Below are 20,988 nucleotides of genomic sequence, written 5' to 3'. Positions count from 1 at the left end.
CGGACGCTGATGGGCGAGCTCGTGCTCCTGACGGAGGGCCGGTTGGAGCTCCTCGGACTGATCCGGGAGAGCAGCAACTCGGCGCTGCTCGTCGAGGTCACGCTCGAGGAGGAGACGGCCTGGGGGATCTACAAGCCGCTCGAGGGCGAGCGGCCGCTGCTCGACTTCCGCCCCGGCCTGCACCGGCGGGAGCGCGCCGCGTACGTGCTGAGCGAGTTCCTCGGCTGGGGCATCGTCCCGCCCACCGTCCTGCGCCAGGACGGCCCGTTCGGCACGGGGTCCCTGCAGCGGTTCGTGGAGCACGACCCGCGGCAGCACTACTTCACCCTCTACGACACCGCCCCCGACACCCACGACGCCCTGCGCCGGATCGCGCTGTTCGACCTCGTGGCCAACAACGCCGACCGCAAGGGCGGCCACGTGCTGCGGGGCGCCGACGGCCGGATCTGGGGGATCGACCACGGTCTGTGCTTCGCGGCGGCGTTCAAGCTGCGGACCGTCGTCTGGGACTTCTCCGGCGAGCCCGTGCCCCAGGACCTGCTGCGGGACATCGCCCCGCTGGCCGACGACGTCCCCGCCGAGCTCGCCGAGCTCCTCGACGCCGAGGAGGTGGCCGCGCTGCGGCGGCGGGTGCGCCGGCTCCTCGACGAGGCGGTCCTGCCGGTCGACGTCACCGGCCGCCGGATCCCCTGGCCGCTGCTCTAACGGCGCAGGGTGGCGGCCGGGTTCTCGCCGTAGGCCTGCCGGTGGCGGCGCGCGAAGTCGCCGGGGTGGTTCATGCCCCAGCGCCGGGCGATGCCGCGCACGGTGTCACCCCGGGCCGGGTCGCCCTGCACCAGGTCGTCGTGGGCGGCCACCAGCCGCAGCTCGCGCAGATAGGCCCCCGGCGTGGTCCCGGCGTGGGAGCGGAAGGCCCGGACGAGCTCCACGGTGCTCACCCCCGCGTGGCGGGCGACGTCCTCGACCGTGATCGGCGAGGACGCGGCGGCGTGCAGGAACTCGACCGCGTCCCGGTAGGCCGCCTGCTGCCCGGCGGCCGACGCGCGCCGGGCCACGGGCTCCCCGGCGAAGGCGAACGCCTCCAGGGTCGCCACCGACATCCGCCGCCGCAGATCCGCGCGCAGCAGGGGGAGGGAGGCGACCTCGGGGTCGGCCAGGACCTGCTGCGCGAACGCGAAGGTGCTCCTCCAGTGCCTCTCCCGGGCGGGGGAGTGCGGGCGCGGTCCGTGGAAGGCGACCTCGAGGGTCTCGTCCCCGTGGACCGTCCGGGCGGTCTCCCGCAGCGTGGACCGGTCGATGGTGACCGAGTCGACCAGCAGCTGGTCCACCTCGCCGCAGTACTCCTGGCCCGGCTGCAGCAGGAACACCCCGAGCCCGCTGCCCCTCCGGCCGTCGATGCTCCAGTCGACGCCCCCGGCGCGGGGCACGACGACCGAGAACATGTCGTCGAGCACCATCCGGCCGGCGATGCTGCCGCGGAAGGTGAGCCGGCCCAGTTGGAGGTCGGCGTCGCCCAGCACGTCCTGGCGGTACAGGAAGGACGACTCGTCGGTGATCGTGCCCATGCGCGCACTGGTGTAGATCTGCTGCAGCGCCTCGTTCGCCACCTCCGGGTCGGTGGTCGCCATGTGCAGGCGGATCGGTGTCCCCGGCGCCCGCTCCGTCTCCTGGGGCATCCCGGTCAGCTCCGCAGGGTGGTGGCGGGGGCCTGGCCGTGCCGGTCCCGGTAGGCGGCGGCGAAGCGGCCGCGGTGGCCGAAGCCCCAGCGCGCGGCCACCGCCTCCACGGTCGAGCCGGTCGTGGGGTCGGCGGCCAGCAGCTCCCGGTGGACGGCGTCGAGCCGGGCGTCGCGCAGGTAGGCCATCGGGGTGGTGTCCAGCTCCCGGCGGAAGGCCGCCTGGAGACCGCGCACGCTCATCCGGGCGGCGGCGGCAATGTCGGCCGGTCCGACGTCCGCGGCCACGTGCTCCTCGATGAAGGCCACCGCCCGCCGCACTCCGGCCGGAGCCGGGCGGGTCTGCCCGGTGGCCGTCCCGCTGCGGTCCAGGAAGCTCCCGGGAAAGGTGTGCAGCAGGACGGTGGCGAGGGAGCGGGCGGCCTCGGAGCGGATCAGGGGGCTGCTCATCGCCCGGGAGTCGGGCAGGAGGTCGCGGGCGAAGTGGGAGACCGTCCCGCGCCAGTACTGGGTCATGGCCGGCGACACCGGGCGGGTCCCCGTGAACTCCAGCCGGAAGCCCTCGTTCCCCAGCAGCCGCCGGGCGTGGTCCTCCACCGCGGCAGGGTCCAGGGACACGGTGGTCGCCTCGAGGTCGTCCCACCAGCTGGTGAAGGTGCGCTGCGGGAACAGGAAGGGCCCGGTGCGGGGGAAGCGGTCGCCGGCGCTGGTGGCGCTCAGCACGCCCGCCGTCACTTGGCACACCCGCAGCACGCCGGCGCCGTCCGTGCGGCCGGTGCACGAGGAGCCCTTCAGCCGGACGCGCTCGTAGGCGACGAAGTCGATCCCGGTCGAGGCCAGAGTCATGTCGAAACTGCCGTCCGGGGAGCGGCGCACGCCCCGGATGGCGAAGACCTCGTCGAGCACCGCGATGCCCTCGGCCGGGTCGCGGGTGCTGAACACGGCCCGCTGCACCTGGGAGTCCATGGTCCGCAGGCTACGCCCGACCGCCGAGGGAGTCGACCGCGGACCGCCGGCGGTCCGCCGGGACCCTTGCCCGCGGCGCCCGCCCGGGCGTACCTTGGTGGCCATGTTCCTGTCCTGATGCCCCGGCCCGCGTCCGCGGCCGGCACCGTCGATCCGAGCCCAGGGGGCTCCGCGCATCCGGTGCCGCACTCGCCCGGCGGGCCCGACCCCCAGCATCGACAGGACCGCACCGTGACCACCACCGCCCCCTCGGCGGCGACCGCCGCCCCGCACCGCCCCGCCCACCTGCGCCTGGACGGCATCGGTGTCAGCCACCCCGGCCGCCGGGTCCTCACCGACGTGTCCCTGACCGTCGCCGCCGGTGAGCGCACCGGCCTGATCGGGGAGAACGGCGCCGGCAAGACCACCCTGCTGCACGTGGCGGCCGGGCTCCTGGTGCCGGGCACGGGCACCGTGCACCGGCCGGAGCGCACCGGACTGCTGCACCAGGAGCTCGACCTCCCCGCCGCCACCACCCTGGAGCAGGTCGTCGAGCGAGCCGTCCGAGAGGTCCGCGCCCTGGAGCACCGGCTGGCAGCGCTCGCCGCCGGCATCGCCGCGGCGCCCGACGACCCCGCGACGGCGGACGCCTACGACACCGTGCTCCGGGACGCCGAGCGCCACGGGCTGTGGGCCCTCGACGCCCGCATCGAGACGGTCCTCAGCGGGCTCGGACTGGCCCGGCTGCCGAGGAGCCGGGCGGTCGGGGAGCTGTCCGGCGGGCAGCGGCGCCGCCTCGCGCTCGCGGCGCTGCTGCTCGCCCGGCCCACGGCGCTGCTGCTCGACGAGCCGACGAACCACCTCGACGACGACGCCGTCGACTTCCTCGCGGCCGAGCTGGCCGGCTGGCGTGGCCCGGTGCTCCTGGCCAGCCACGACCGGTGGTTCCTGGACGAGGTGGCCACCGGGGTGGTCGACCTCGACCCCGCCCTGGGCCCCGACGAGTCCGCCGGCGGCCCGCCCCGGCAGGGCACGGCGTCCACGGGCGGCTACAGCTCCTACCTCCGGCAGCGGGAGCTCGCCCGCCGCCGCTGGGCCGAGCGCTTCGCCGCCCAGGGGCAGGAGCGGGAGCGGCTGCGGGAGATCGCCGAGGTCTCCGGCCGGGAGATCTTCCACACCACGGCCCCGAAGTCCGAGGGCCGGATCACCCGGAAGTTCTACAGCGACCGCGCCGCCAAGACCATCGGCGGCCGGGTGCGCTCGGCCCGCCACCGGCTGGCCGAGCTCGAGCGCACCGCGGTCGGCGCCCCGCCGACACCCCTGCGCTTCGCGGGCTTCCGCCGGGGCGCGGACACCGGGGCCGACGCCGACGTCCCGCTGGTCCGGCTCACCGGGGCACATGTGGACGGGCGACTGGCGCCCACCGACCTCGAGCTGCGCGCCGGAGACCGGCTGCTGGTCGAGGGCCCGAACGGCACCGGGAAGTCGACGCTGCTCGCCGTGCTGGCGGGGGAGCTGCGCGCCGACGGCGGGACCGTGGAGCGGCAGGGCCCCGTCGTCGTCGGCCGCCTGGCCCAGGACGACTCCTGGCCGGACCTGGCGTGCCCGGCCGAGGCGGCCTTCCGCTCCCGGCTGCGGGACGGCAGCGGCGCCCCGACGCTGGAGGAGCTCGGCCTCCTGCGCGCGGACGACGCCTGCCGCCCCCTCGGGGAGCTCTCCCCCGGGCAGCGCCGGAGGGTGGCGCTCGCGGCCCTGGTCGCGGAGCCGGCCCCGCTGCTGCTCCTGGACGAGCCCACCAACCACCTGTCGCTGGCCCTGGCCGAGGAGCTCGAACGGGCCCTGGAGGACTTCCCGGGCACGGTGGTGCTGGCCACGCACGACCGGTGGGTCCGGCGGCGCTGGCGGGGCCGGGTGCTCCGGGTGCGGTCCGGGACGGACTGATCGCCCGGACCCGCCGCCTACGGTGCCACGGCCGGGCGGGGGGAGGTGCCGGTGTCCTCCCGCACGTACGCCTCGATCTCCCGCCCGGCGTCCCCGAACCAGGGCGCCGACTCCTCGTAGTCGGACCACCCGTCGGTCAGGACGGCGACGACGTAGTCGTGCCCGCCGAGCTCGACGATCCCGGCGTCGTGCGAGACGTCCACCAGCAGGCCGGTCTTGTGCGCGAAGCCGACGTCCGGGGAGAAGCCCGAGGAGAGGGCGTAGTCGAGGTGCTGCTCCTCGAGGAACCCCATGAGCAGGACGGTGGAGGGGCCGGAGAGCAGCTCGCCGCGGCGCAGGCGCTCCAGGAGGGCGGCGACGTCCGCGGGAGTGGTGGTCATCGCGACGACGTCCTGCGAGCCGGTGTCGGGGTCGAAGGTCGTGGCCGTGAAGCCCTGCCCGTGGGCGAAGGCCTCGACCTGCTCCCACCCGAGCCACTGGCCCAGCGCCGCACCGGAGGCGTTGTCCGACCAGCTGATCATCACGTCGAGGGCCTGCTCGACCGTGAGGCCCAGTCCCGGCACGACGTCCGAGAGGGCGAGGGCGCCCCGGTCGGCCCGGTCGAGGACCGCATGGGCCAGGAAGAGCTTGTAGAGGCTCGCGCTCGTGAACGGGCGGTCCGCGTTGCGGGCCACGACCTCCCCGCCCTCCGGGTCGAGGAGCACGACCCCGAGCTCCCCGGGCACCTCGGCGGCGAGCTCCTCCAGGTCCGCCGCCAGGCCCGCGGCGGCGGCCTCGGCCGTCGGGGCGGCGACCGGTACGGCCCCGTCCCCGTTCCCGCCGCAGGTGCCGAGGAGGAGGGCGAGGGCGAGGCCCAGCGCCGCGGCGCGGCCGGATCGGGCCCCTCGACAGCTCGTGCGCACGGTGCGCCTTTCGTTCCCGGACGGACGGGGACGCGGGCGGTTCGCCCCGGCGGCAGGCGCCGGTCCCGTTCCCGACCGTACCGGCGCCGTCCTGGATTTCCGCTGAGCATCTTCCGTCAATCCTGTCCCCTCTGTTGCACCGGTTTGGAAAGCGTGCTTACCTCTGATGCTCATGCAGAACCACGGAGGAGGGGTCATGACAGCAGCTGCGGGCGAGAGCTGGTGGCGCAGGACGCTGGCGATCGGGTTCCTGTCCGTCGCCGCCCTGGGACTCGCGGGGTGCGACGACCCCGGGTCCGGCGGCGAGGAGGGCACGGAGCAGGAGGCCCCCGCCGGAGGCGAGGAGACCGCCGAGGACGAGGCCACGGACGCCACCGAGGAGGAGAACACGACCGGGCCCATCAGCCCCACGGAGGGCGAGGGGCCCATGGAACAGGATGACGAGCAGGACGACGGCTGATCCGGCGGCTCCCTGGCCCGCGGCGCCGGGGCTGCCGCGCCCTTACCTGATGGACCAGCGCTGGGAGGACGCCGTCTTCCTGCACTGGCGGATCCCCGTGTCCGCCGCGGCGGCGCGGATGCCGCCGGGCGTCCGGGCGGACGTGGTCGACGGCTCCGCCTGGGCGGGCCTCGTCGGCTTCCGGATGGAGCGGATCAGGCTCGGCGCCGCGGTGCCCCTGCCGTGGTGGGGAAGCTTCCCCGAGATCAACGTGCGCCTCTACTCCCGCGAGCCGGACGGCACGCGCGCCGTGGTGTTCCTGTCCCTCGACGCCCCGCGGCTCGCGGTGGTCCTCGGCGCCCGCGCGGCCGGCCTGCCCTACGTGTGGTCGCGGTGCCGGGCCGCCGCCCCCGACGGGGCGTATCCCTCTTACGGGTACGACGTCGTCCGGGGCCGCGGACGGACGACGTCCTCCTTCGCCGTGCACCCGGACCGCACTGCCCGCGCCGACGACGAACTGTCGCTGGAGCTCACCGCGCGGTTCGGTCTGCACAGCCGGTTCGCCGGCCGCACGGTGCACGTCCCTGTCTCGCACGAGCCGTGGCCGCTGCACCCCGCGGCGGTCGCGCACCTCGAGGACGGCCTGCTGGCCGCGGCCGGCCTCGACGTCGACGGCCCGCCCGAGTCCGTGCTGTTCTCACCGGGCGTCCGGACCCGGATCGGGCGGCCCCGGACGGTGCACGGCCCCTGATCCGCCGGCCCGGCCCCGTCCGCCGGACCGCGCCTGCCCGCGCACCGTCCGCGGCCGTCCGGGCCCTCCGTCGCCCGGATCGTGCCGCCCGGCGCCCGACAGCCCCACAAGAGTGGGCAGGCCCGGAGCGCGCGGGAGGTCCAGGATGGAACCAACTCCCGCAGGAGCGACCGGGGGGACTCCGGTCGAGGTCGCTCCCGGAGCCGCTCACCGCCGGGACCGTACCACCGGGGGAGCCGCACGCGAAAGGCCCGCCGTGACCACTCCGCTCGTTCCCGAGCTGCCCCAGCTGCCGGACTTCTCCGGCCGGTCCTCGACCGAGCCGGGGGCCGACCGCCCCGGTCGCGCGTTCGAGCCCGCGGCCACGGGCGCCCTGCTCCTGCTCCTCGCGCTGACCGTGGTCCTGGCCGTCCTCGTCCGCGCCGTGCCCCTGGGGCCGCTGCTCACGGTGGTGCTCCTGCTGCTCGTGTCCGTCGGTGCGCTCGCGCTCGGCGCCCGGGGCGGCGGCGACCTCCCGGCGGAGCCGCCGGAGGACCCCGCCGACGGGACACCGGAGACGCAGGGGGTCTACTACTACGACCGGCACGGCCGGCCGGTGGCCATCGACGACGCGTTCTGAGCGGCGCCCCGTCCGGCGCCTCCCGGTCCGGCCCGGTGTCCGGTGGCCGCAGTGGCACCGGCACCGTGTCCGAATCGTGTCCGTCATCTTCACGCACGGTGGCCGATGCACCCTGACCTGCGCCTACGTTGGTGACGTCGCACCAGACACGGGGCCCGGGGGCGTTCGGGGGAATGCGCCGCGGGCCGGCACCAGTCGCGAAGCGCTTCTCGCTTCTCCACCGGATGGGACAGAACCATGAGAAGAACCACCAGGGCAGTCACGGCCGCCGCCTTCGCGGCAGGAATCGGTCTCGTCGCCGCCGCACCGGCGCAGGCGATGGAGATCTACGAGATCAGCGACGCCACGCGGATCGCCGAGGGGGCGGCCGTCGAGGGCACCTACAAGGTCTCGTGCACGGCGGGGAGCAACATCTTCGTCTCCCTCAGCGTGACCCAGCGGGTCTCCGAGGGGCGGATCGCCAACGGCAGCTACTTCCAGCAGTGGGTCTGCGAGGGCGGCGAGGTCGAGCTGGACTACCAGGCCGTGGCCTTCAACATGGCCTTCGACGAGGGACCGGCCGTGCTCTCCGGGTTCATCCAGGAGTGCCAGGCGGAGTTCTGCGGGACCGGCACGAACCTGCCGCTGCAGGTCATCCAGATCGCCGACTAGCGGGACCCGCGGACGGGCCCGTTCCTGCGCCGGCGTAGGAACGGGCCCGTCCCGCGTCCCCGCCTGCGCAACTCTGCCCGAAAGTCCAGTGACCGGCACCACCCCCGGTCCTATAGTCGAAGTCATCGACCGCACATCTCTCCCCCCACGCCCCCCGCAGCGGCCCGACGACCCCGCCGTCCCCGTCCTCCAGGAGGAGGCCCTCACGAGACGGCCGGCGCGCGTCGACGTCGTGAGCGGCGCCGCCCCCGCCGTGAAGGGCTACCGCACGGTCTGCCGGGAGCTCCTCGAGCGGGCCGGGCTGTGAGCGCCCCCGCCGTCGAGCTGCGTCGCCCCGAGGGCCGGTGGCACCGCCACCGGGAGCCCGTCTGGGGCACCACCGTGACCGTCGACGTCCGCGCCGGCGAGGAGGTCCTGCCCCCCGAGCCCGCCGTGCAGCACGCCCTGGACACGGCCGTGGCCAACATGCGGTGGGTCGACGCCGTCTTTTCCACCTACCGACCCGACTCGCTCGTGACGGCGCTCCGCTCCGGCTTGCTCGACGAGCGCCGGCTCAGCCGGTGGGACGCCGCCCAGGGCGCCCTCCTCGACGTGCTCCGGCGCTGCCGGGAGGCCCGGGAGCTGACCGACGGCTGCTTCGACCCGTGGGCCGTGCGCGGGGGCTTCGACCCCTCCGGCTACGTCACGGCGTGGGCCGCGGAGCGGATCGCCGACGACCTCGTCCGCGCCGGGTGCGCGAACGTCTGCGTGGAGGCCGGCGGGGACGTCGTGACCCGCGGGTCCGCCGGACCCGGGAGGCCCTGGACCGTGGGCATCCGCCACCCCGACGACGCCGGTGCGGTGACCTGGTCCGTGCTGCCCGGCAACGGCGCGGTGTCGACCTCGAGCACCGCCGAGCGCCCGGCGCACGTCGTGGACCCGCGCACGGGACGGCCCGCCGCGGGCGCCCGGTCCGCGACGGTCGTCGGCCCGGACGCACGGCTCGCCGGCGTGCTGGCCACGGCCCTCGTGGTCGCCGGCCGGGACGGGGCCCGCTGGTTCACCGGCCTGGACGAGTGGTCCGCCTGGGGCGTGGACCCCGCCCCCGCGGACACGGCCTGGTCGGTCGGCCGGGAGCACCACCTGACCCGCTGAGTCCGCCCGCGGCCCCGCCGGTGGCTAGGGTTGAGGCGGTGAGCACCCACCCCGACACCGCCCCGACCGCCGCCTCCGACACCACCCGCACCGGCATGGTCCGCGTCCGGGGAGCCTCCGAGAACAACCTGCGCCACGTGGACGTGGACGTCCCCCGCGACGCGATCGTCGCCTTCACCGGCGTCTCCGGGTCCGGGAAGTCCTCCCTGGCCTTCGGCACCATCTACGCCGAGGCGCAGCGGCGCTACCTCGAGTCCGTGGCACCGTACGCGCGGCGCCTGATCCAGCAGGGGCACAACCCCGCGGTCGAGGAGATCACCGGGCTGCCGCCCGCCGTCGCCCTGCAGCAGCGGCGCGGCGCGCCCAGCTCGCGCTCCACCGTGGGCACCCTCACCACGCTGTCCAACTCGATGCGCATGCTCTTCTCCCGGGCGGGCACCTACCCGGACTCCGCCGCGGGCAGCCTGGACTCGGACGCCTTCTCGCCCAACACCGCCGCCGGCGCGTGCCCCCGGTGCTCAGGCCTGGGCACCGTGCACGACGTCACCGAGCCCTCCCTGGTCCCGGACCCGGGGCTCAGCATCCGGGACGGGGCCGTCGCGGCGTGGCCCGGCGCGTGGCAGGGCAAGAACCTGCGCGACATCCTGAGCCACCTGGGCCACGACGTCGACGTCCCCTGGCGCGAGCTGCCGCGTGAGGAGCGCGACTGGATCCTGTTCACCGAGGAGCAGCCCGTCGTGGAGATCACCCCGCAGCGGGACCGGGTGGCGAAGCCGTACAAGGGCCGGTTCTGGAGCGCGAGAAGCTACGTCCTGCACACCCTGGCGGACTCCGCGAGCCAGCAGATGCGCGAGCGCGTCCTGCAGTACGTGATCACGGGACCCTGCCCCGCGTGCGCCGGCAGCGGCCTGCGCCCCGAGGCGCTCGCCGTGACCTTCGCGGGGCGGAGCATCGCCGAGCTCAACGGGGCGTCCCTCGGCGAGCTGGCCGAGGTGGTCCGGCCCACCGCCGCCCTGGAGCACGCCGGGACCGCCTCCCGGGCGGTGTCCTCGGGGGAGCGCAGCGAAGCCGCGGTGACCATTGCCAAGGACCTGCTCGCCCGGCTGCAGGTGCTCCTGGACCTGGGGCTGGGCTACCTGAGCCTGGACCGGTCCACGCCCACGCTCTCCCCGGGGGAGATGCAGCGGCTGCGGATCGCCACCCAGCTGCGCTCCGGGCTCTTCGGCGTGGTCTACGTGCTCGACGAGCCCTCGGCGGGCCTGCACCCGGCCGACGCCGAGCCGCTGCTGGCCGTGCTCGAGGAGCTGAAGGCCTCCGGGAACTCGGTGTTCGTGGTGGAGCACGACATGGCCGTGGTGCGGCGCTCCGACTGGGTCGTGGACGTGGGGCCCCAGGCCGGGGACCGCGGCGGCGCGGTGCTGTACAGCGGCCCCGTGCCCGGCCTGGCCGACGTGGCGGAGTCCGCCACGCGCCCCTTCCTGTTCCCGGACGGCCCCCCGCACGGCTCTTCCGACGGCTCGCCCGACGACCCTCCGGGCGGCACGACGGCGGAGCGCACGCCGCGCCCGGTCGAGCGGCGGCTGCGGCTGCGCGGCGTCACGCGCCACAACCTGGTGGACCTCGACGCGGAGATCCCCCTGGGCGTGCTCACCGCCGTCACCGGGGTCTCCGGCTCGGGCAAGTCCACGCTGGTCAGCCAGGTCCTGGCCGAGACGGTCGGCCGGCACGTGCACGGCGGGGCGGCGCCCGCCGAGGACGACGCCGCGCCCGCCGCCGGGGCACGGGTGGCTGCCGTCGAGGGCCTGGAGCACCTGGACCGGCTGATCCGGGTGGACCAGCGGCCCATCGGCCGCACCCCGCGCTCCAACCTGGCGACCTACACGGGACTGTTCGACGCGGTCCGCAAGCTCTACGCCGCCACCGACGAGGCGCGGGCCCGCGGCTACGGGGCCGGACGGTTCTCCTTCAACGTGACCGGCGGCCGGTGCGAGACGTGCCAGGGCGAGGGCTTCCTGGCCGTCGAGCTGCTGTTCCTGCCCGGCACCTACGGGCCCTGCCCCGACTGCCAGGGCGCCCGCTACAACCCGGAGACCCTGGAAGTGACCCACCGGGGGCGGAGCGTCGCCGACGTCCTGGGCATGCGCGTGGAGACCGCCGCGGAGTTCCTCGCGGACGTCCCGGCCGCCGCGCGCAGCCTGCGCACCCTGCTCGACGTGGGGCTCGGCTACCTGCGGCTCGGCCAGCCGGCCACCGAGCTCTCCGGGGGCGAGGCGCAGCGGATCAAGCTGGCCACCGAGCTGCAGCGAGCCCGCCGCGGCCACACCCTGTACCTCCTGGACGAGCCCACCACCGGCCTGCACCCGCAGGACGTGCAGCTGCTGCTGCGCCAGCTGAACCGCCTGGTGGACGCCGGCAACACCGTGGTGGTGGTGGAGCACGCCATGGACGTGGTGGCGTCCTCGGACTGGGTGATCGACATGGGCCCGTCCGGCGGCGAGGCCGGCGGGCGGATCGTGTGCGCCGGCACCCCGGCCGAGGTCGCCGCGTGCCCGGCCAGCCGCACGGCGCCCTACCTGGCCGCAGCGCTGGCCTGACAGGCCGCGGCCCCGCGCGCCGGGAGGCGGGCGGGGCCGAGGTCAGCGGCCGCGGATCAGTTCTGCTGCTGGTCCTTCTCGTCGGCGCCGAGGAAGCCGCCGGCCTTCTCCTGGGCCTGGTCCACCTGGCCCTCGTACTTGTTGCCGGTGCGCTCGTCGACGGCGTCGCCGCCCCGGTCGATGCCCTGCTGCACCTTGTCCGGGTGCTGGTCCGCAAGGTCCTTCGCCTTGTCCGCGAATCCTCCCATGTCCACCATGATCGTTCCTCTCGTCGAACGGTTCCGGCGGGCGCCGCCCACCGGGGGTACCCCTCCATCCTGGTCCCCGGACGGGGCCCCTGGCCACCCCGCGCCGAGATTGCGGCTGACGGCGACGCAGCCGGGCGCGGTGGCCGTCAGCTGCGACCTCGCGGGTCGGTCCCGGTCCTTTTCCGGGTGAGGTGCAGCCGGCGGTGCAGGTCACGCACCGCCGGCGCCAGCTCGGGGCAGGGGCCGTCCACGGGCACCCCCGGGGCCACCTGGGTGATCGGCAGCGCCGCGACGGGGGCGGGCGGGGCGCCGAGCTCGTCCAGCCACCATCCGAGCTGCGCCGAGGAGGAGGCGTGGACGATGCGGCCCAGCCCCACCCAGGCGTGGGCCGCCGAGCACATGGGGCAGTGCTCGCCCGAGGTGTAGACCGTGGCCGCGGAGCGCTGCTCCGGGGTCAGGTGGGCGGCCGCCCACCGGGCGATCTCGAACTCGGGGTGGCGGGTCGCGTCACCGCCGGCCACCCGGTTGCGGTCCTCGAACAGGACCTCCCCCCGCGCCGAGACCAGCACCGAGCCGAACGGCTCGTCCCCGGCGTCGAGGGCCTCGCGGGCCAGCTCCACGCAGCGTCGCAGGTGTCCGCGGTCGGTCTCCGAGATGCCCATGGGCCCAGCCTACGGGCGGGGGCGCCGGCTCACAGGAACGCGCGGGCGGGCGGGCGCCTGCGGGAGAGGTCCCGGGCCACCGGACGGTAGGCCAGGACCAGCAGCAGCAGGGCGACCGGCACCAGGAAGGAGAACCCCGCGGCCAGGTAGCCGACCGTCCCGGTCACGCCGCCCAGGAAGAACAGGCCCACGAGGGTGGTCAGGACCCGCAGCTTCCTGCGGTCCGCCCGGACCGGTTCCGGACCCGGTGTGCGGTGGGGGTAGAGCATCCTGCCGAGCTCGATCGCGATGTCGGTGACCATCCCGGTGACGTGGGTGGTGCGCACGGGGATGTCGGCGACCTTGCTGAGGAGCGCGTTCTGCATCCCCATGGTGAAGCACAGGACGGCGACGGGCACGAGGCCGCGGTGGTCGTCCTCGACGGCCTCGGCGGTCAGGCTGAACACCAGGATCAGCGCGCCCTCGAAGGCGAGCACGTTCGCGAACCGGCACCCGAGCCCGCGCCGCCGGCCCCAGGTGAAGAGCAGCGAGCACCAGATGCCGCCGAGCACGAACGCGCCCAGTCCCACCGCGCCGAGGGACAGCAGCTCCACGTCCCCGTCCACGAGGTGGTCGGCCATGGTCGCGGTCAGGCCGGTCATGTGGGAGGTGTAGAGCGCCACGGCCACGAAGCCCGCAGAGTTGAGCATGCCGGCCACGAGGATCAGCAGGCAGGCCAGGTGGAGGTCGTAACGGGGGCTCCGGCGGGGCCCCGAGACCCGGGACAGGTAGCCGGTGACGGGTGTGGCCATGCGCTCAGCCTAGGAACGGCGCGGCCCGGGCCCAGCAGACCATCGGCCAGATCAGGCGGTGTTCTCCGTCACGTCGACGACCCCCTCGAGCACCTCCACCACCACGGCGCGCGCCCGCGCCTCGGCCTCGGCCGCGTTTCCGGAGGCGACAGCGGCGGCAGTGGCCTCGTGGTCCTCGAGCGCGCCGGGGTCCGGGGAGCGGGGCATGAGCCCGAGCGCCGTGCGGCCGGAGAGCACCTCGGCCACCACGTCCTGCAGGGCGGCGAGCATCGGGTTGCCGCTCGCCTCCAGCAGCAGCGCGTGGTAGGCGGTGTCCACCTCCAGGTACTCGGGGTCGGTGCCGCGGCGTGCCTCGCCGAGCTCCCGCAGCCGGGCGGCGAGCTCCACCAGGCGCCGCCGGGTGGGCCCGTCGGCCCGGACCGCGGCCAGCCGGGCGGCCACGGGCTCGATGGCGGTCCGCAGCTCGGTCAGGCTCCGCAGCTGCTCGTCGCGCCCCGGGCCGCCGAGCCGCCACCGGATCAGCCGGGGGTCGAACGGGTTCCAGTCCCGCGGCGGGCGGACGGTGACGCCCACCCGCCGCCGGGACTCCACCATCCCCATGGACTCGAGCACGCGCACCACCTCCCGCACGAGCGTGCGGGAGACCCCGAACTCCTCCTCGAGGGCCGCGAGCGTCAGGACCGTTCCCGGCGCCCGCGCCCCGGAGGCGATGCTCTCGCCGAGCCGGTCCAGCACCCCGCTGTGCTGCTCCACCCCGTGCATGGACGCTCCGTCCGTCATGTGCGGCGCGGTCGCGCCCACCCTGTTGCCAAAAGTATGATCTTTCTGTCAGCCTAGCGTGTGTCGTGGCTCACGACGAGACCCCAGGGCCTGCCCGCAGGCACGAGATCAACGGAGAAACTCAGTGGAAGACTGGACACAGACCCTCGGCACCGCGCCGTTGCTGACGATCGCGGCAGCCGCCATCGCACTGATCCTGGTCCTGGTGATCAAGTTCAAGCTGCACGCCTTCCTCACCTTGATCCTGGTGGCGCTGCTGACGGCATTCGCCACGGGCATCCCCACGGGGATGATCGTGGACACCGCGGTCACCGCCTTCGGCGGCACGCTCGGCTCGGTGGCCCTGCTCATCGGCCTCGGCGCCATGCTCGGCAAGCTCGTGGAGCACAGCGGCGGCGCCCGGGTGCTCGCGGACAAGCTCGTGGACATCTTCGGCGAGAAGCGCGCGCCCTTCGGTCTCGGCATCGCCTCCCTGATCATGGGCTTCCCGATCTTCTTCGACGCCGGCCTCGTGGTCATGCTGCCGATCATCTTCGCCGTCGCCCGCCGGGTGAGCGGCAACAACGTGCTCCTGTACGGCATCCCCGCCGCCGGTGCGTTCTCGGTCATGCACGTCTTCGTGCCGCCGCACCCCGGTCCCGTGGCCGCCACGGAGCTCTACGGCGCCGACCTCGGCATGGTCCTGCTCATCGGCCTGCTGCTGGCGTTCCCGCTCTGGTACGTCTCCGCGTACCTCTGGGGCAAGCGCGTGGGCACCAAGTACGTCCTCCCCGTCCCGGGCTTCTTCGGCGACGTCGACGACGACCAGCCCGCCAACCCGCCGCGGGTCGGCACCATCATCGCCCTGCTGCTGCTGCCCCTGGTGCTCATCTTCATGAACACCGGCCTGGACTTCCTGCGCGCCGCCGGCGCCGTCTCCGAGGACGCCGAGTGGTTCCAGGTGCTCTCCGCCCTCGGCGAGTCCCCGGTCGCCCTGCTGATCTCGGTCCTCGTGGCCCTGTTCGTCCTCGGCACCCGCCGCGGCGAGCACGGCACTGCCCTGGAGAAGGTCATCGACTCCTCCCTGGGCCCGGTCGCCTCCGTCATCCTCATCACCGGCGCCGGCGGCATGTTCGGCGGCATCCTGCGCGCCTCCGGCATCGGCGACGCGCTGGCGTCCTCGCTGGACGGCATCGGGCTGCCCGTCATCTTCGCGGCCTACATCATCGCCGTGGTCCTGCGCCTGGCCCAGGGCTCGGCCACCGTGGCCCTCGTCACCGCCGCCGGGCTCATGGCACCGGCTGTGGCCGCGGGCAACTTCAACTCCGTGGAGGTCGCGGCCGTGGTCCTGGCCACCGCCGCCGGCTCGGTCTTCGCCGGGCACGTCAACGACTCCGGCTTCTGGCTCGTGGGCCGGCTCATGGGCATGGACGTCAAGACCACGCTGAAGACCTGGACGGTCCAGCAGGCCCTCGAGTCCGTCCTCGGCTTCGCCGTCGTCCTCGTCATCTTCTACATCGCCTGAGGCCCCGGATGCGCAACGTCTTCGACATCACCGGCCGGCTCGCCCTCGTCACCGGCTCCTCCCGGGGGCTGGGGCGGGCCCTGGCCACGGGCCTCGCCGAGGCGGGGGCCCGCGTGGTCCTGCACGGGCGCGACGCCGACGCCCTCGCCCGGGTGCGCGACGAGATCGCCGCCGGCACGGGCACCGCCCCGGTCACGGCGGCCTTCGACCTCACCGACGCCGAGGCCGTCCGGACGGGGATCGACGCGGTCCTCGCCGAGCACGGCGTCCCGGACATCCTGGTGAACAACGCCGGGATCCAGCGCCGCGCCCCGTTCGCCGAGTTCGCGGCCCAGGACTGGGAGGACATCGTCGCGGCGAACCTCTCGAGCGTGTTCCACGTGTCCCGGGCCGTGGTCCCCGGCATGCAGGAGCGCGGCTCGGGCAAGATCGTCAACATCGGCTCCGTGCAGTCGGTGCTCGCCCGGCAGACCATCGCCCCGTACTCGGCCACCAAGGGCGGGGTGGTCATGCTCACCAAGGGTATGGCCGCGGACCTCGCCCGGCACAACATCCAGGTCAACGCGATCTCGCCCGGGTACTTCGCCACCGAGATGAACCAGGCGCTGATCGAGGACGAGGCGTTCAACCACTGGGTGGTCGAGCGCACCCCGGCCCGGCGCTGGGGGCAGGTCGAGGAGCTCGTGGGCACGCTGGTCTACCTGTGCTCGGACGCCTCCAGCTTCGTCTCGGGGCACAACGTCCTGGTCGACGGCGGCATGACCTCCGTCCTCTGACCCGGGTCCGCCGCACCACCCGCAGTCCCACCCGGCACGCGCCGCACCGCGGCGCCCGGGGACGCACCAGGAAGAGAGCTCATGAAGGCCATCGTGATCCACGGCAAGGACGACCTGCGCGTCGAGGAGGTGCCCACCCCGGAGCCCGCCGAGGGGCAGGTCCGGCTCCGGATCGCCTACGGCGGGGTGTGCGGGTCGGACCTGCACTACTGGGCCGAGGGCGCCAACGGCGAGTACGTGGTCCGGGAGCCCCTCGTGCCCGGGCACGAGGTCTCCGGGACGGTGGACCTGGACCCCGCCGGCGAGCTCGCCCCCGGCACCCCGGTGACGGTCCACCCGGCCACGTTCGGCACGCCCCAGCCCGGGATCGAGGACCGGCGCCACCTGTGGCCCGGCGGGGCCTACCTGGGCAGCGCCTCCACCCGGCCGCACACCCAGGGCGGGATGAGCGAGTACCTGCTGGTCCGCCGGGACATGGTCCGGGTGCTCCCGGCCGGCCTGCCGCTGCGCCGGGCCGCGCTCGCCGAGCCGCTGGCCGTGGCCCTGCACGGGCTCACCGTGGCCGGGGACGTGACCGGCCGGCGCGTGCTCGTCTCCGGGTCCGGGCCGATCGGCCTGCTCACGGCCGCGGCGGCCCTGGCCCGGGGCGCGGCCGAGGTCGTGGCCACCGACGTCCTCGAGGGCCCGCTCGAGCGGGCCCGGGCGCTCGGCGTGCACGGCACCGTCCGGGTGGGGGCCGAGCAGATCCCGTCCGGGGCGTTCGACGTGGTGCTCGAGTGCTCCGGCGTGCCCGCGGCCGTGAGCCCCGCGCTGGTGGGCGCCCGCCGCGGCGGCGTCGTCGTCCAGGTGGGGATGGTGCCGGACGAGGCGCGGCCCGTGAACCTGGCCCCGCTGGTCTCCAAGGAGCTCCAGCTGCGCGGGTCCTTCCGGTTCGACGACGAGATCGACGAGGCGATCGGGCTGCTCGCCGACCGTCCCGGGATCGAGGACGTGGTCACGCACGAGTTCCCCGCCGACCGCGCCGTGGAGGCCTTCGCCACGGCCCGCGACTCCGCGGTCTCCGGCAAGGTCCTGGTGTCCCTGGCCCCCGGGGAGCCGCGCTGATGCCGGGGCCGGCCGGCGCCGGGCACCCGGATCCCGTGGTGGTGGGCGTCGACATCGGCACCACGAGCACCAAGGCCGTGGCCTTCGCCGTGGGCGGTGAGCAGCTCGCCGCCGCCTCGGCCGGCTACCCCCTGGAGGAGCCGCACCCCGGCCACGCCGTGCAGGACCCCGAGCTGATCCTGCAGGCGGTGCTGGACACCGTCCGCGCGGTGGTCGGGGAGGTCGGGGCGGAGCGCGTGGCGGGGCTGTCCTTCAGCGCCGCGATGCACAGCCTGCTCGGGCTCTCGCCCGAGGGAGAGCCCCTCACCCCGCTTGTCACCTGGGCGGACACCCGGGCCAGCGTCCAGGCGGAACGGCTGCGCGCGAGCGCGGGCGGCCTCGCCCTGCACCGGCGCACGGGCACCCCGGTGCACCCCATGTCGCCGCTGCCCAAGCTCGTCTGGTTCCACGACCAGGAGCCCAAGCTGTGCGAGCACGTCGCCTTCTGGGCCGGCATCAAGGAGTTCGTGCTGCTGCGGCTGTGCGACGCGCTCGTGGTGGACCACTCGGTGGCCTCGGCCACCGGTCTGATGAACATCCACGAGCTGGCCTGGGACGGCGAGGCCCTCGCCCACGCCGGGATCCTGCCCGAGCAGCTGCCCGAGCTGGTGCCCACCACCCACGTCCTGCCCGGGCTCACGGACGAGGGCGCCCGGGCCACGGGGCTGCCCGCCACCGTGCCTGTGGTGGTGGGGGCCAGCGACGGCCCGCTGGCCAACCTCGGCCTGGGCGCGGTCCGGCCCGGGGTGGCGGCCTGCTCGATCGGCACGAGCGGCGCGCTGCGCGTCGTCGTCGACCGTCCCGTGGTGGACCCGCTGGGACGGGTCTTCTGCTACGCCCTGACCCCGGGGCGCTGGGTGGTCGGCGGGGCGATCAACAACGGCGGCGTGGTCCTGGGCTGGGCCGGGGACGCCCTCGCCCCCGACCTGGGGGAGGAGCCGGAGGAGGAGCTGCTCGCGCTCGCGGGGAGCGTCCCGGCCGGGTCCGGGGGGCTGCTCATGCTGCCCTACCTGCTGAGCGAGCGCGCCCCGCACTGGAGCTCCCTGCCCAAGGGCGCCTACGTGGGGCTGACCCGCGCCCACCGCCGCGCACACCTGGTGCGCGCGGCCCTGGAGGGGGTGTGCCAGCAGCTCGGCCTGGTCCTGCAGTCGATGCGCTCGGCCGGTCTGGCCGTGGAGCAGATCCGCGCCACCGGCGGCTTCGCCCGCAGCCCGCTGTGGCGGCAGCTGCTCGCCGACGTCCTCGGCACGGACATCTCCTTCGCCTCGGGCCACGAGGGCTCCGGGTTCGGCGCCGCGCTGCTCGGGATGCAGGCGCTCGGGCTGATCGAGTCCGTCGACGTGGCCGCGGACCTGGTGGAGGTCGAGTCCGTGGTGCGCCCGGACCCCGCCGACGCCGCGGTCCACGCGTCCCTGCAGCCGGTGTTCGAGCAGCTCTACGAGGCCCTCGTGCCCACGTTCACGTCCCTGCGCCGGCTGGCGCCCGCCCTGCCGCTCGAGCGCGACTGACCCTCCCGGCGGCTCCGACCCGGCCGTGTCGACCGGGCCGTGCCCGCCGGCGCCCCGTGACGATTCCGTGCACGCTCCGGAGGGCGCACCGGCGGGCCCGCGTGGGAGAATGGACCTGTTCTGCGGCGCCTGCGGGCCCGAGCGGCCCCGCACCGCGGATCGCCGGTGCCGAGGGGGCCCGCGATGATCTCGAGAACGGACGTGGAAGAACTCCACCGGCAGGTCCGTGGCCCGGTCCTGCTGCCGGACGAGGCCGGCTTCGCGCAGGAGGTCGCCGGCTTCAACCTGGCCGCCGTCCACCACCCGGACGCGGTGGCGGGCGTAACCGACGCCGCCGACGTGGTGGCCGTGATGCGGTGGGCCGCCGCCCACCACGAGCCCGTGGGGGTGCAGTCCACGGGCCACGGCGCGGACCAGCCCATGGAGGGCGGAGTGCTCGTCACGACCCACCGGATGCAGGAGATCGAGGTCGACCCCCGCCGCCGGACCGCGCGGATCGGCGCCGGCGTGCGGTGGCGCCGCGTGATCGACGCGGTCGCGCCCCACGGCCTCGCGGTCCTCACCGGTTCGGCCAGCGACGCCGGGGCGGTCGGCTACACCCTGGGCGGCGGGCTGCCGGTGCTCGGACGGATCTTCGGCTTCGCCGCCGACCACCTGCTGGGCCTCGAGGTGGTGACCCCCGACGGGCGGCTGCGCCACGTGGACGCCCGGCACGAGCCGGAGCTGTTCGCCCTGCTGCGCGGGGGCAAGGGCAACCTGGGCCTCGTCACCGCGATGACCATGGACCTCGTCCCCCTGGAGGAGCTCTACGGCGGCGGGATCTTCTACCCCGGCACCGACGCCCAGGAGGTGCTGAGCGCGTTCAGCCGGTGGGCGCCCACCCTGCCGGAGCGCGCCTCGACGTCCGTTGCCCTGCGCTGGATGCCGCACGACCCGACCGTCCCCGAGCAGCTGCACAAGCGGATGCTCGTGCACCTGCGCTTCTGCTGGGTCGGTCCGGAGGAGGAGGGCGCCCGGGTCCTCGAGCCGATGCGGGCGGTCTCCCGGCCGGTCCTGGACCTGGTGGGGCCCATGGACTACCGGGACATCGACCAGGTGCACATGGACGCCACCGAGCCGGGCCTCTACGTGCTCACCGGGGAGTTCCTGCGGGAGTTCGACGCCGCCGCGGTCATGACGCTGCTGCAGAGCGCCGGGCCAGGCAGCCGGTGCCCGCTGCCGGAGGTGGGGATCCGGCTGATGGGCGGAGCCTTCGCCCGGACCGACGGCGTCGAGGACGCGGTCTCGGGGCGGGACGCGGCGTTCTTCCTGGAGCTCATCGGTTGGCTCGCGCCCCACGTGGCCGCGGCGACGCCCCCGGCGCTGGCCGAGATCCTGCAGGCCATGGCCCCGTGGTCCACGGGCCGGGCCTTCGTGAACATGCACGGGGTTCCGGGCGGGGAGACCGAGCACGCCCGGGCGTGGTCCGAGGAGGTCTACGCCCGTCTGGTCCGGGCCAAGGCGCTCTACGACCCGGACAACCTGCTGCGCTTCCAGCACGTGGTCGGCCAGGAGCGCCGGCCTCCCGGCCTCGGCCAGCCGGCGGACAGCTCCGCGTGATGGACTGGCGGCAGCACCGCGGCGCTCCCGCGCGCGGTGACCACTCTCGGAAGGAGACGTGATGGTGAACTTCAAGGGGCTCACGGCCAAGGCCAAGCAGCTCGCCCAGCGCAACCCGGACAAGGTCGACAAGGTCCTCGACCAGGCCGGCAGCTTCGTGGACAAGCGCACCGGGCGCAAGTACGAGCGCCACGTGGACACGGTCCAGCAGAAGGCCCGCCAGTTCCTCGGCGGGGGCCGCGCCCCCGGCGACCGGACCTCCGGCGGCCCGGCCACGGGCGGCCCCAGCATGGGCGGCCCGGCGACCGGCGGCCCCAGCATGGGCG

Annotated in this window: 22 protein-coding genes; 15 read left to right on the top strand and 7 right to left on the bottom strand. The window is 75.0% G+C overall.

Features of this window, described 5'->3' with window-relative positions:
* Positions 1–9 precede the first annotated feature (9 nt).
* Positions 10–705 (top strand): SCO1664 family protein, encoded by a 696-nt coding sequence (locus CRM73_RS10375; protein WP_095650068.1) that lies wholly within the window; start codon positions 10–12, stop codon positions 703–705.
* Here CRM73_RS10375 and CRM73_RS10370 read toward each other — a convergent pair.
* The gene (locus CRM73_RS10370) at positions 702–1,676 is read right to left on the bottom strand and encodes an AraC family transcriptional regulator (RefSeq protein ID WP_109269053.1); all 975 of its coding nucleotides are present in this window, start codon (positions 1,674–1,676) and stop codon (positions 702–704) included. The two genes, CRM73_RS10375 and CRM73_RS10370, sit on opposite strands and share 4 nt — an antisense overlap.
* A 5-nt stretch (positions 1,677–1,681) precedes the next feature.
* Positions 1,682–2,641, bottom strand: coding sequence for a helix-turn-helix domain-containing protein (locus CRM73_RS10365; protein WP_229587613.1), 960 nt, complete (start codon positions 2,639–2,641; stop codon positions 1,682–1,684).
* A gap of 231 nt (positions 2,642–2,872) precedes the next feature.
* Here CRM73_RS10365 and CRM73_RS10360 point away from each other — a divergent pair, with 231 nt between their 5' ends.
* On the top strand, positions 2,873–4,561 hold the full coding sequence (locus CRM73_RS10360) for an ATP-binding cassette domain-containing protein (protein ID WP_229587612.1): 1,689 nt from the start codon (positions 2,873–2,875) through the stop codon (positions 4,559–4,561).
* 17 nt (positions 4,562–4,578) lie between these two features.
* On the opposite strand, the gene CRM73_RS10355 is transcribed toward CRM73_RS10360, so the two are convergent.
* Positions 4,579–5,463, bottom strand: coding sequence for a serine hydrolase (locus tag CRM73_RS10355; RefSeq protein ID WP_229587611.1), 885 nt, complete (start codon positions 5,461–5,463; stop codon positions 4,579–4,581).
* A gap of 196 nt (positions 5,464–5,659) precedes the next feature.
* On the opposite strand from CRM73_RS10355, the gene CRM73_RS10350 reads away from it, so the two are divergent.
* From CRM73_RS10350 to CRM73_RS10320, 7 genes are all read left to right on the top strand, one after another.
* A complete protein-coding gene (locus CRM73_RS10350; protein WP_109244484.1) occupies positions 5,660–5,923 on the top strand; it encodes a hypothetical protein in 264 nt (87 codons plus the stop codon).
* A 49-nt stretch (positions 5,924–5,972) separates the two neighbouring features.
* The gene (locus tag CRM73_RS10345) at positions 5,973–6,653 is read left to right on the top strand and encodes a DUF2071 domain-containing protein (protein WP_229587610.1); all 681 of its coding nucleotides are present in this window, start codon (positions 5,973–5,975) and stop codon (positions 6,651–6,653) included.
* A gap of 256 nt (positions 6,654–6,909) precedes the next feature.
* The gene (locus CRM73_RS10340) at positions 6,910–7,272 is read left to right on the top strand and encodes a hypothetical protein (protein WP_109244486.1); all 363 of its coding nucleotides are present in this window, start codon (positions 6,910–6,912) and stop codon (positions 7,270–7,272) included.
* 237 nt (positions 7,273–7,509) lie between these two features.
* Entirely contained in the window at positions 7,510–7,923 is a 414-nt protein-coding gene (locus CRM73_RS10335) for a hypothetical protein (protein ID WP_126346732.1), read from the top strand.
* An 88-nt stretch (positions 7,924–8,011) separates the two neighbouring features.
* On the top strand, positions 8,012–8,230 hold the full coding sequence (locus CRM73_RS10330; RefSeq protein WP_229587609.1) for a hypothetical protein: 219 nt from the start codon (positions 8,012–8,014) through the stop codon (positions 8,228–8,230).
* Positions 8,227–9,057, top strand: a complete 831-nt coding sequence (locus CRM73_RS10325; RefSeq protein WP_229587608.1) for an FAD:protein FMN transferase — start codon at positions 8,227–8,229, stop codon at positions 9,055–9,057. The genes CRM73_RS10330 and CRM73_RS10325 overlap by 4 nt, the downstream gene beginning before the upstream one ends.
* A gap of 95 nt (positions 9,058–9,152) precedes the next feature.
* Positions 9,153–11,651, top strand: a complete 2,499-nt coding sequence (locus CRM73_RS10320) for an excinuclease ABC subunit UvrA (RefSeq protein WP_229587622.1) — start codon at positions 9,153–9,155, stop codon at positions 11,649–11,651.
* A 56-nt stretch (positions 11,652–11,707) separates the two neighbouring features.
* On the opposite strand, the gene CRM73_RS10315 is transcribed toward CRM73_RS10320, so the two are convergent.
* The 4 genes from CRM73_RS10315 to CRM73_RS10300 form a co-directional block, all read right to left on the bottom strand.
* Positions 11,708–11,899, bottom strand: a complete 192-nt coding sequence (locus CRM73_RS10315) for an antitoxin (RefSeq protein WP_306413708.1) — start codon at positions 11,897–11,899, stop codon at positions 11,708–11,710.
* A gap of 146 nt (positions 11,900–12,045) precedes the next feature.
* Positions 12,046–12,561 (bottom strand): nucleoside deaminase, encoded by a 516-nt coding sequence (locus CRM73_RS10310; protein ID WP_229587607.1) that lies wholly within the window; start codon positions 12,559–12,561, stop codon positions 12,046–12,048.
* Positions 12,562–12,590: 29 nt separating this feature from the next.
* Positions 12,591–13,352 (bottom strand): YoaK family protein, encoded by a 762-nt coding sequence (locus CRM73_RS10305; protein ID WP_017835012.1) that lies wholly within the window; start codon positions 13,350–13,352, stop codon positions 12,591–12,593.
* A 51-nt stretch (positions 13,353–13,403) separates the two neighbouring features.
* Entirely contained in the window at positions 13,404–14,114 is a 711-nt protein-coding gene (locus CRM73_RS10300) for a FadR/GntR family transcriptional regulator (protein WP_017835011.1), read from the bottom strand.
* Between the two features lie 142 nt (positions 14,115–14,256).
* Between CRM73_RS10300 and CRM73_RS10295 the strand changes: the two genes are divergently transcribed.
* From CRM73_RS10295 to CRM73_RS10270, 6 genes are all read left to right on the top strand, one after another.
* Positions 14,257–15,636 (top strand): GntP family permease, encoded by a 1,380-nt coding sequence (locus CRM73_RS10295; RefSeq protein ID WP_017835010.1) that lies wholly within the window; start codon positions 14,257–14,259, stop codon positions 15,634–15,636.
* A gap of 8 nt (positions 15,637–15,644) precedes the next feature.
* The gene (locus CRM73_RS10290; protein WP_017835009.1) at positions 15,645–16,412 is read left to right on the top strand and encodes a glucose 1-dehydrogenase; all 768 of its coding nucleotides are present in this window, start codon (positions 15,645–15,647) and stop codon (positions 16,410–16,412) included.
* Positions 16,413–16,493: 81 nt separating this feature from the next.
* A complete protein-coding gene (locus CRM73_RS10285; RefSeq protein WP_017835008.1) occupies positions 16,494–17,516 on the top strand; it encodes a zinc-binding dehydrogenase in 1,023 nt (340 codons plus the stop codon).
* Positions 17,516–19,063, top strand: a complete 1,548-nt coding sequence (locus CRM73_RS10280) for a gluconokinase (RefSeq protein ID WP_229587605.1) — start codon at positions 17,516–17,518, stop codon at positions 19,061–19,063. The genes CRM73_RS10285 and CRM73_RS10280 overlap by 1 nt, the downstream gene beginning before the upstream one ends.
* Positions 19,064–19,246: 183 nt before the next feature.
* Positions 19,247–20,662, top strand: a complete 1,416-nt coding sequence (locus CRM73_RS10275; protein WP_229587603.1) for an FAD-binding oxidoreductase — start codon at positions 19,247–19,249, stop codon at positions 20,660–20,662.
* A 61-nt stretch (positions 20,663–20,723) separates the two neighbouring features.
* Positions 20,724–20,988, top strand: a 265-nt coding sequence (locus tag CRM73_RS10270; protein ID WP_229587601.1) for an antitoxin, incomplete at its 3' end; no start/stop codon positions are given.

The organism is Kocuria sp. CCUG 69068 (assembly GCF_020833785.1).
In the GTDB taxonomy this organism is placed as follows: Bacteria; Actinomycetota; Actinomycetes; order Actinomycetales; family Micrococcaceae; genus Kocuria; species Kocuria rosea.
The sequence above is the reverse complement of the archived record's forward strand: the minus strand, read 5'-3'. Positions and strand labels throughout refer to the sequence as shown.

Bases quoted from the DNA above. Each gene is read 5' to 3' on its own strand.
- CRM73_RS10375 (WP_095650068.1), top strand. From the start codon at position 10: ATGGGCGAGCTCGTGCTCCTGACGGAGGGCCGGTTGGAGCTCCTCGGA.
- CRM73_RS10370 (WP_109269053.1), bottom strand. From the start codon at position 1,676: ATGCCCCAGGAGACGGAGCGGGCGCCGGGGACACCGATCCGCCTGCAC.
- CRM73_RS10365 (WP_229587613.1), bottom strand. From the start codon at position 2,641: ATGGACTCCCAGGTGCAGCGGGCCGTGTTCAGCACCCGCGACCCGGCC.
- CRM73_RS10350 (WP_109244484.1), top strand. From the start codon at position 5,660: ATGACAGCAGCTGCGGGCGAGAGCTGGTGGCGCAGGACGCTGGCGATC.
- CRM73_RS10345 (WP_229587610.1), top strand. From the start codon at position 5,973: ATGGACCAGCGCTGGGAGGACGCCGTCTTCCTGCACTGGCGGATCCCC.
- CRM73_RS10335 (WP_126346732.1), top strand. From the start codon at position 7,510: ATGAGAAGAACCACCAGGGCAGTCACGGCCGCCGCCTTCGCGGCAGGA.
- CRM73_RS10320 (WP_229587622.1), top strand. From the start codon at position 9,153: ATGGTCCGCGTCCGGGGAGCCTCCGAGAACAACCTGCGCCACGTGGAC.
- CRM73_RS10315 (WP_306413708.1), bottom strand. From the start codon at position 11,899: ATGGGAGGATTCGCGGACAAGGCGAAGGACCTTGCGGACCAGCACCCG.
- CRM73_RS10310 (WP_229587607.1), bottom strand. From the start codon at position 12,561: ATGGGCATCTCGGAGACCGACCGCGGACACCTGCGACGCTGCGTGGAG.
- CRM73_RS10305 (WP_017835012.1), bottom strand. From the start codon at position 13,352: ATGGCCACACCCGTCACCGGCTACCTGTCCCGGGTCTCGGGGCCCCGC.
- CRM73_RS10300 (WP_017835011.1), bottom strand. From the start codon at position 14,114: ATGCACGGGGTGGAGCAGCACAGCGGGGTGCTGGACCGGCTCGGCGAG.
- CRM73_RS10290 (WP_017835009.1), top strand. From the start codon at position 15,645: ATGCGCAACGTCTTCGACATCACCGGCCGGCTCGCCCTCGTCACCGGC.
- CRM73_RS10285 (WP_017835008.1), top strand. From the start codon at position 16,494: ATGAAGGCCATCGTGATCCACGGCAAGGACGACCTGCGCGTCGAGGAG.
- CRM73_RS10280 (WP_229587605.1), top strand. From the start codon at position 17,516: ATGCCGGGGCCGGCCGGCGCCGGGCACCCGGATCCCGTGGTGGTGGGC.
- CRM73_RS10275 (WP_229587603.1), top strand. From the start codon at position 19,247: ATGATCTCGAGAACGGACGTGGAAGAACTCCACCGGCAGGTCCGTGGC.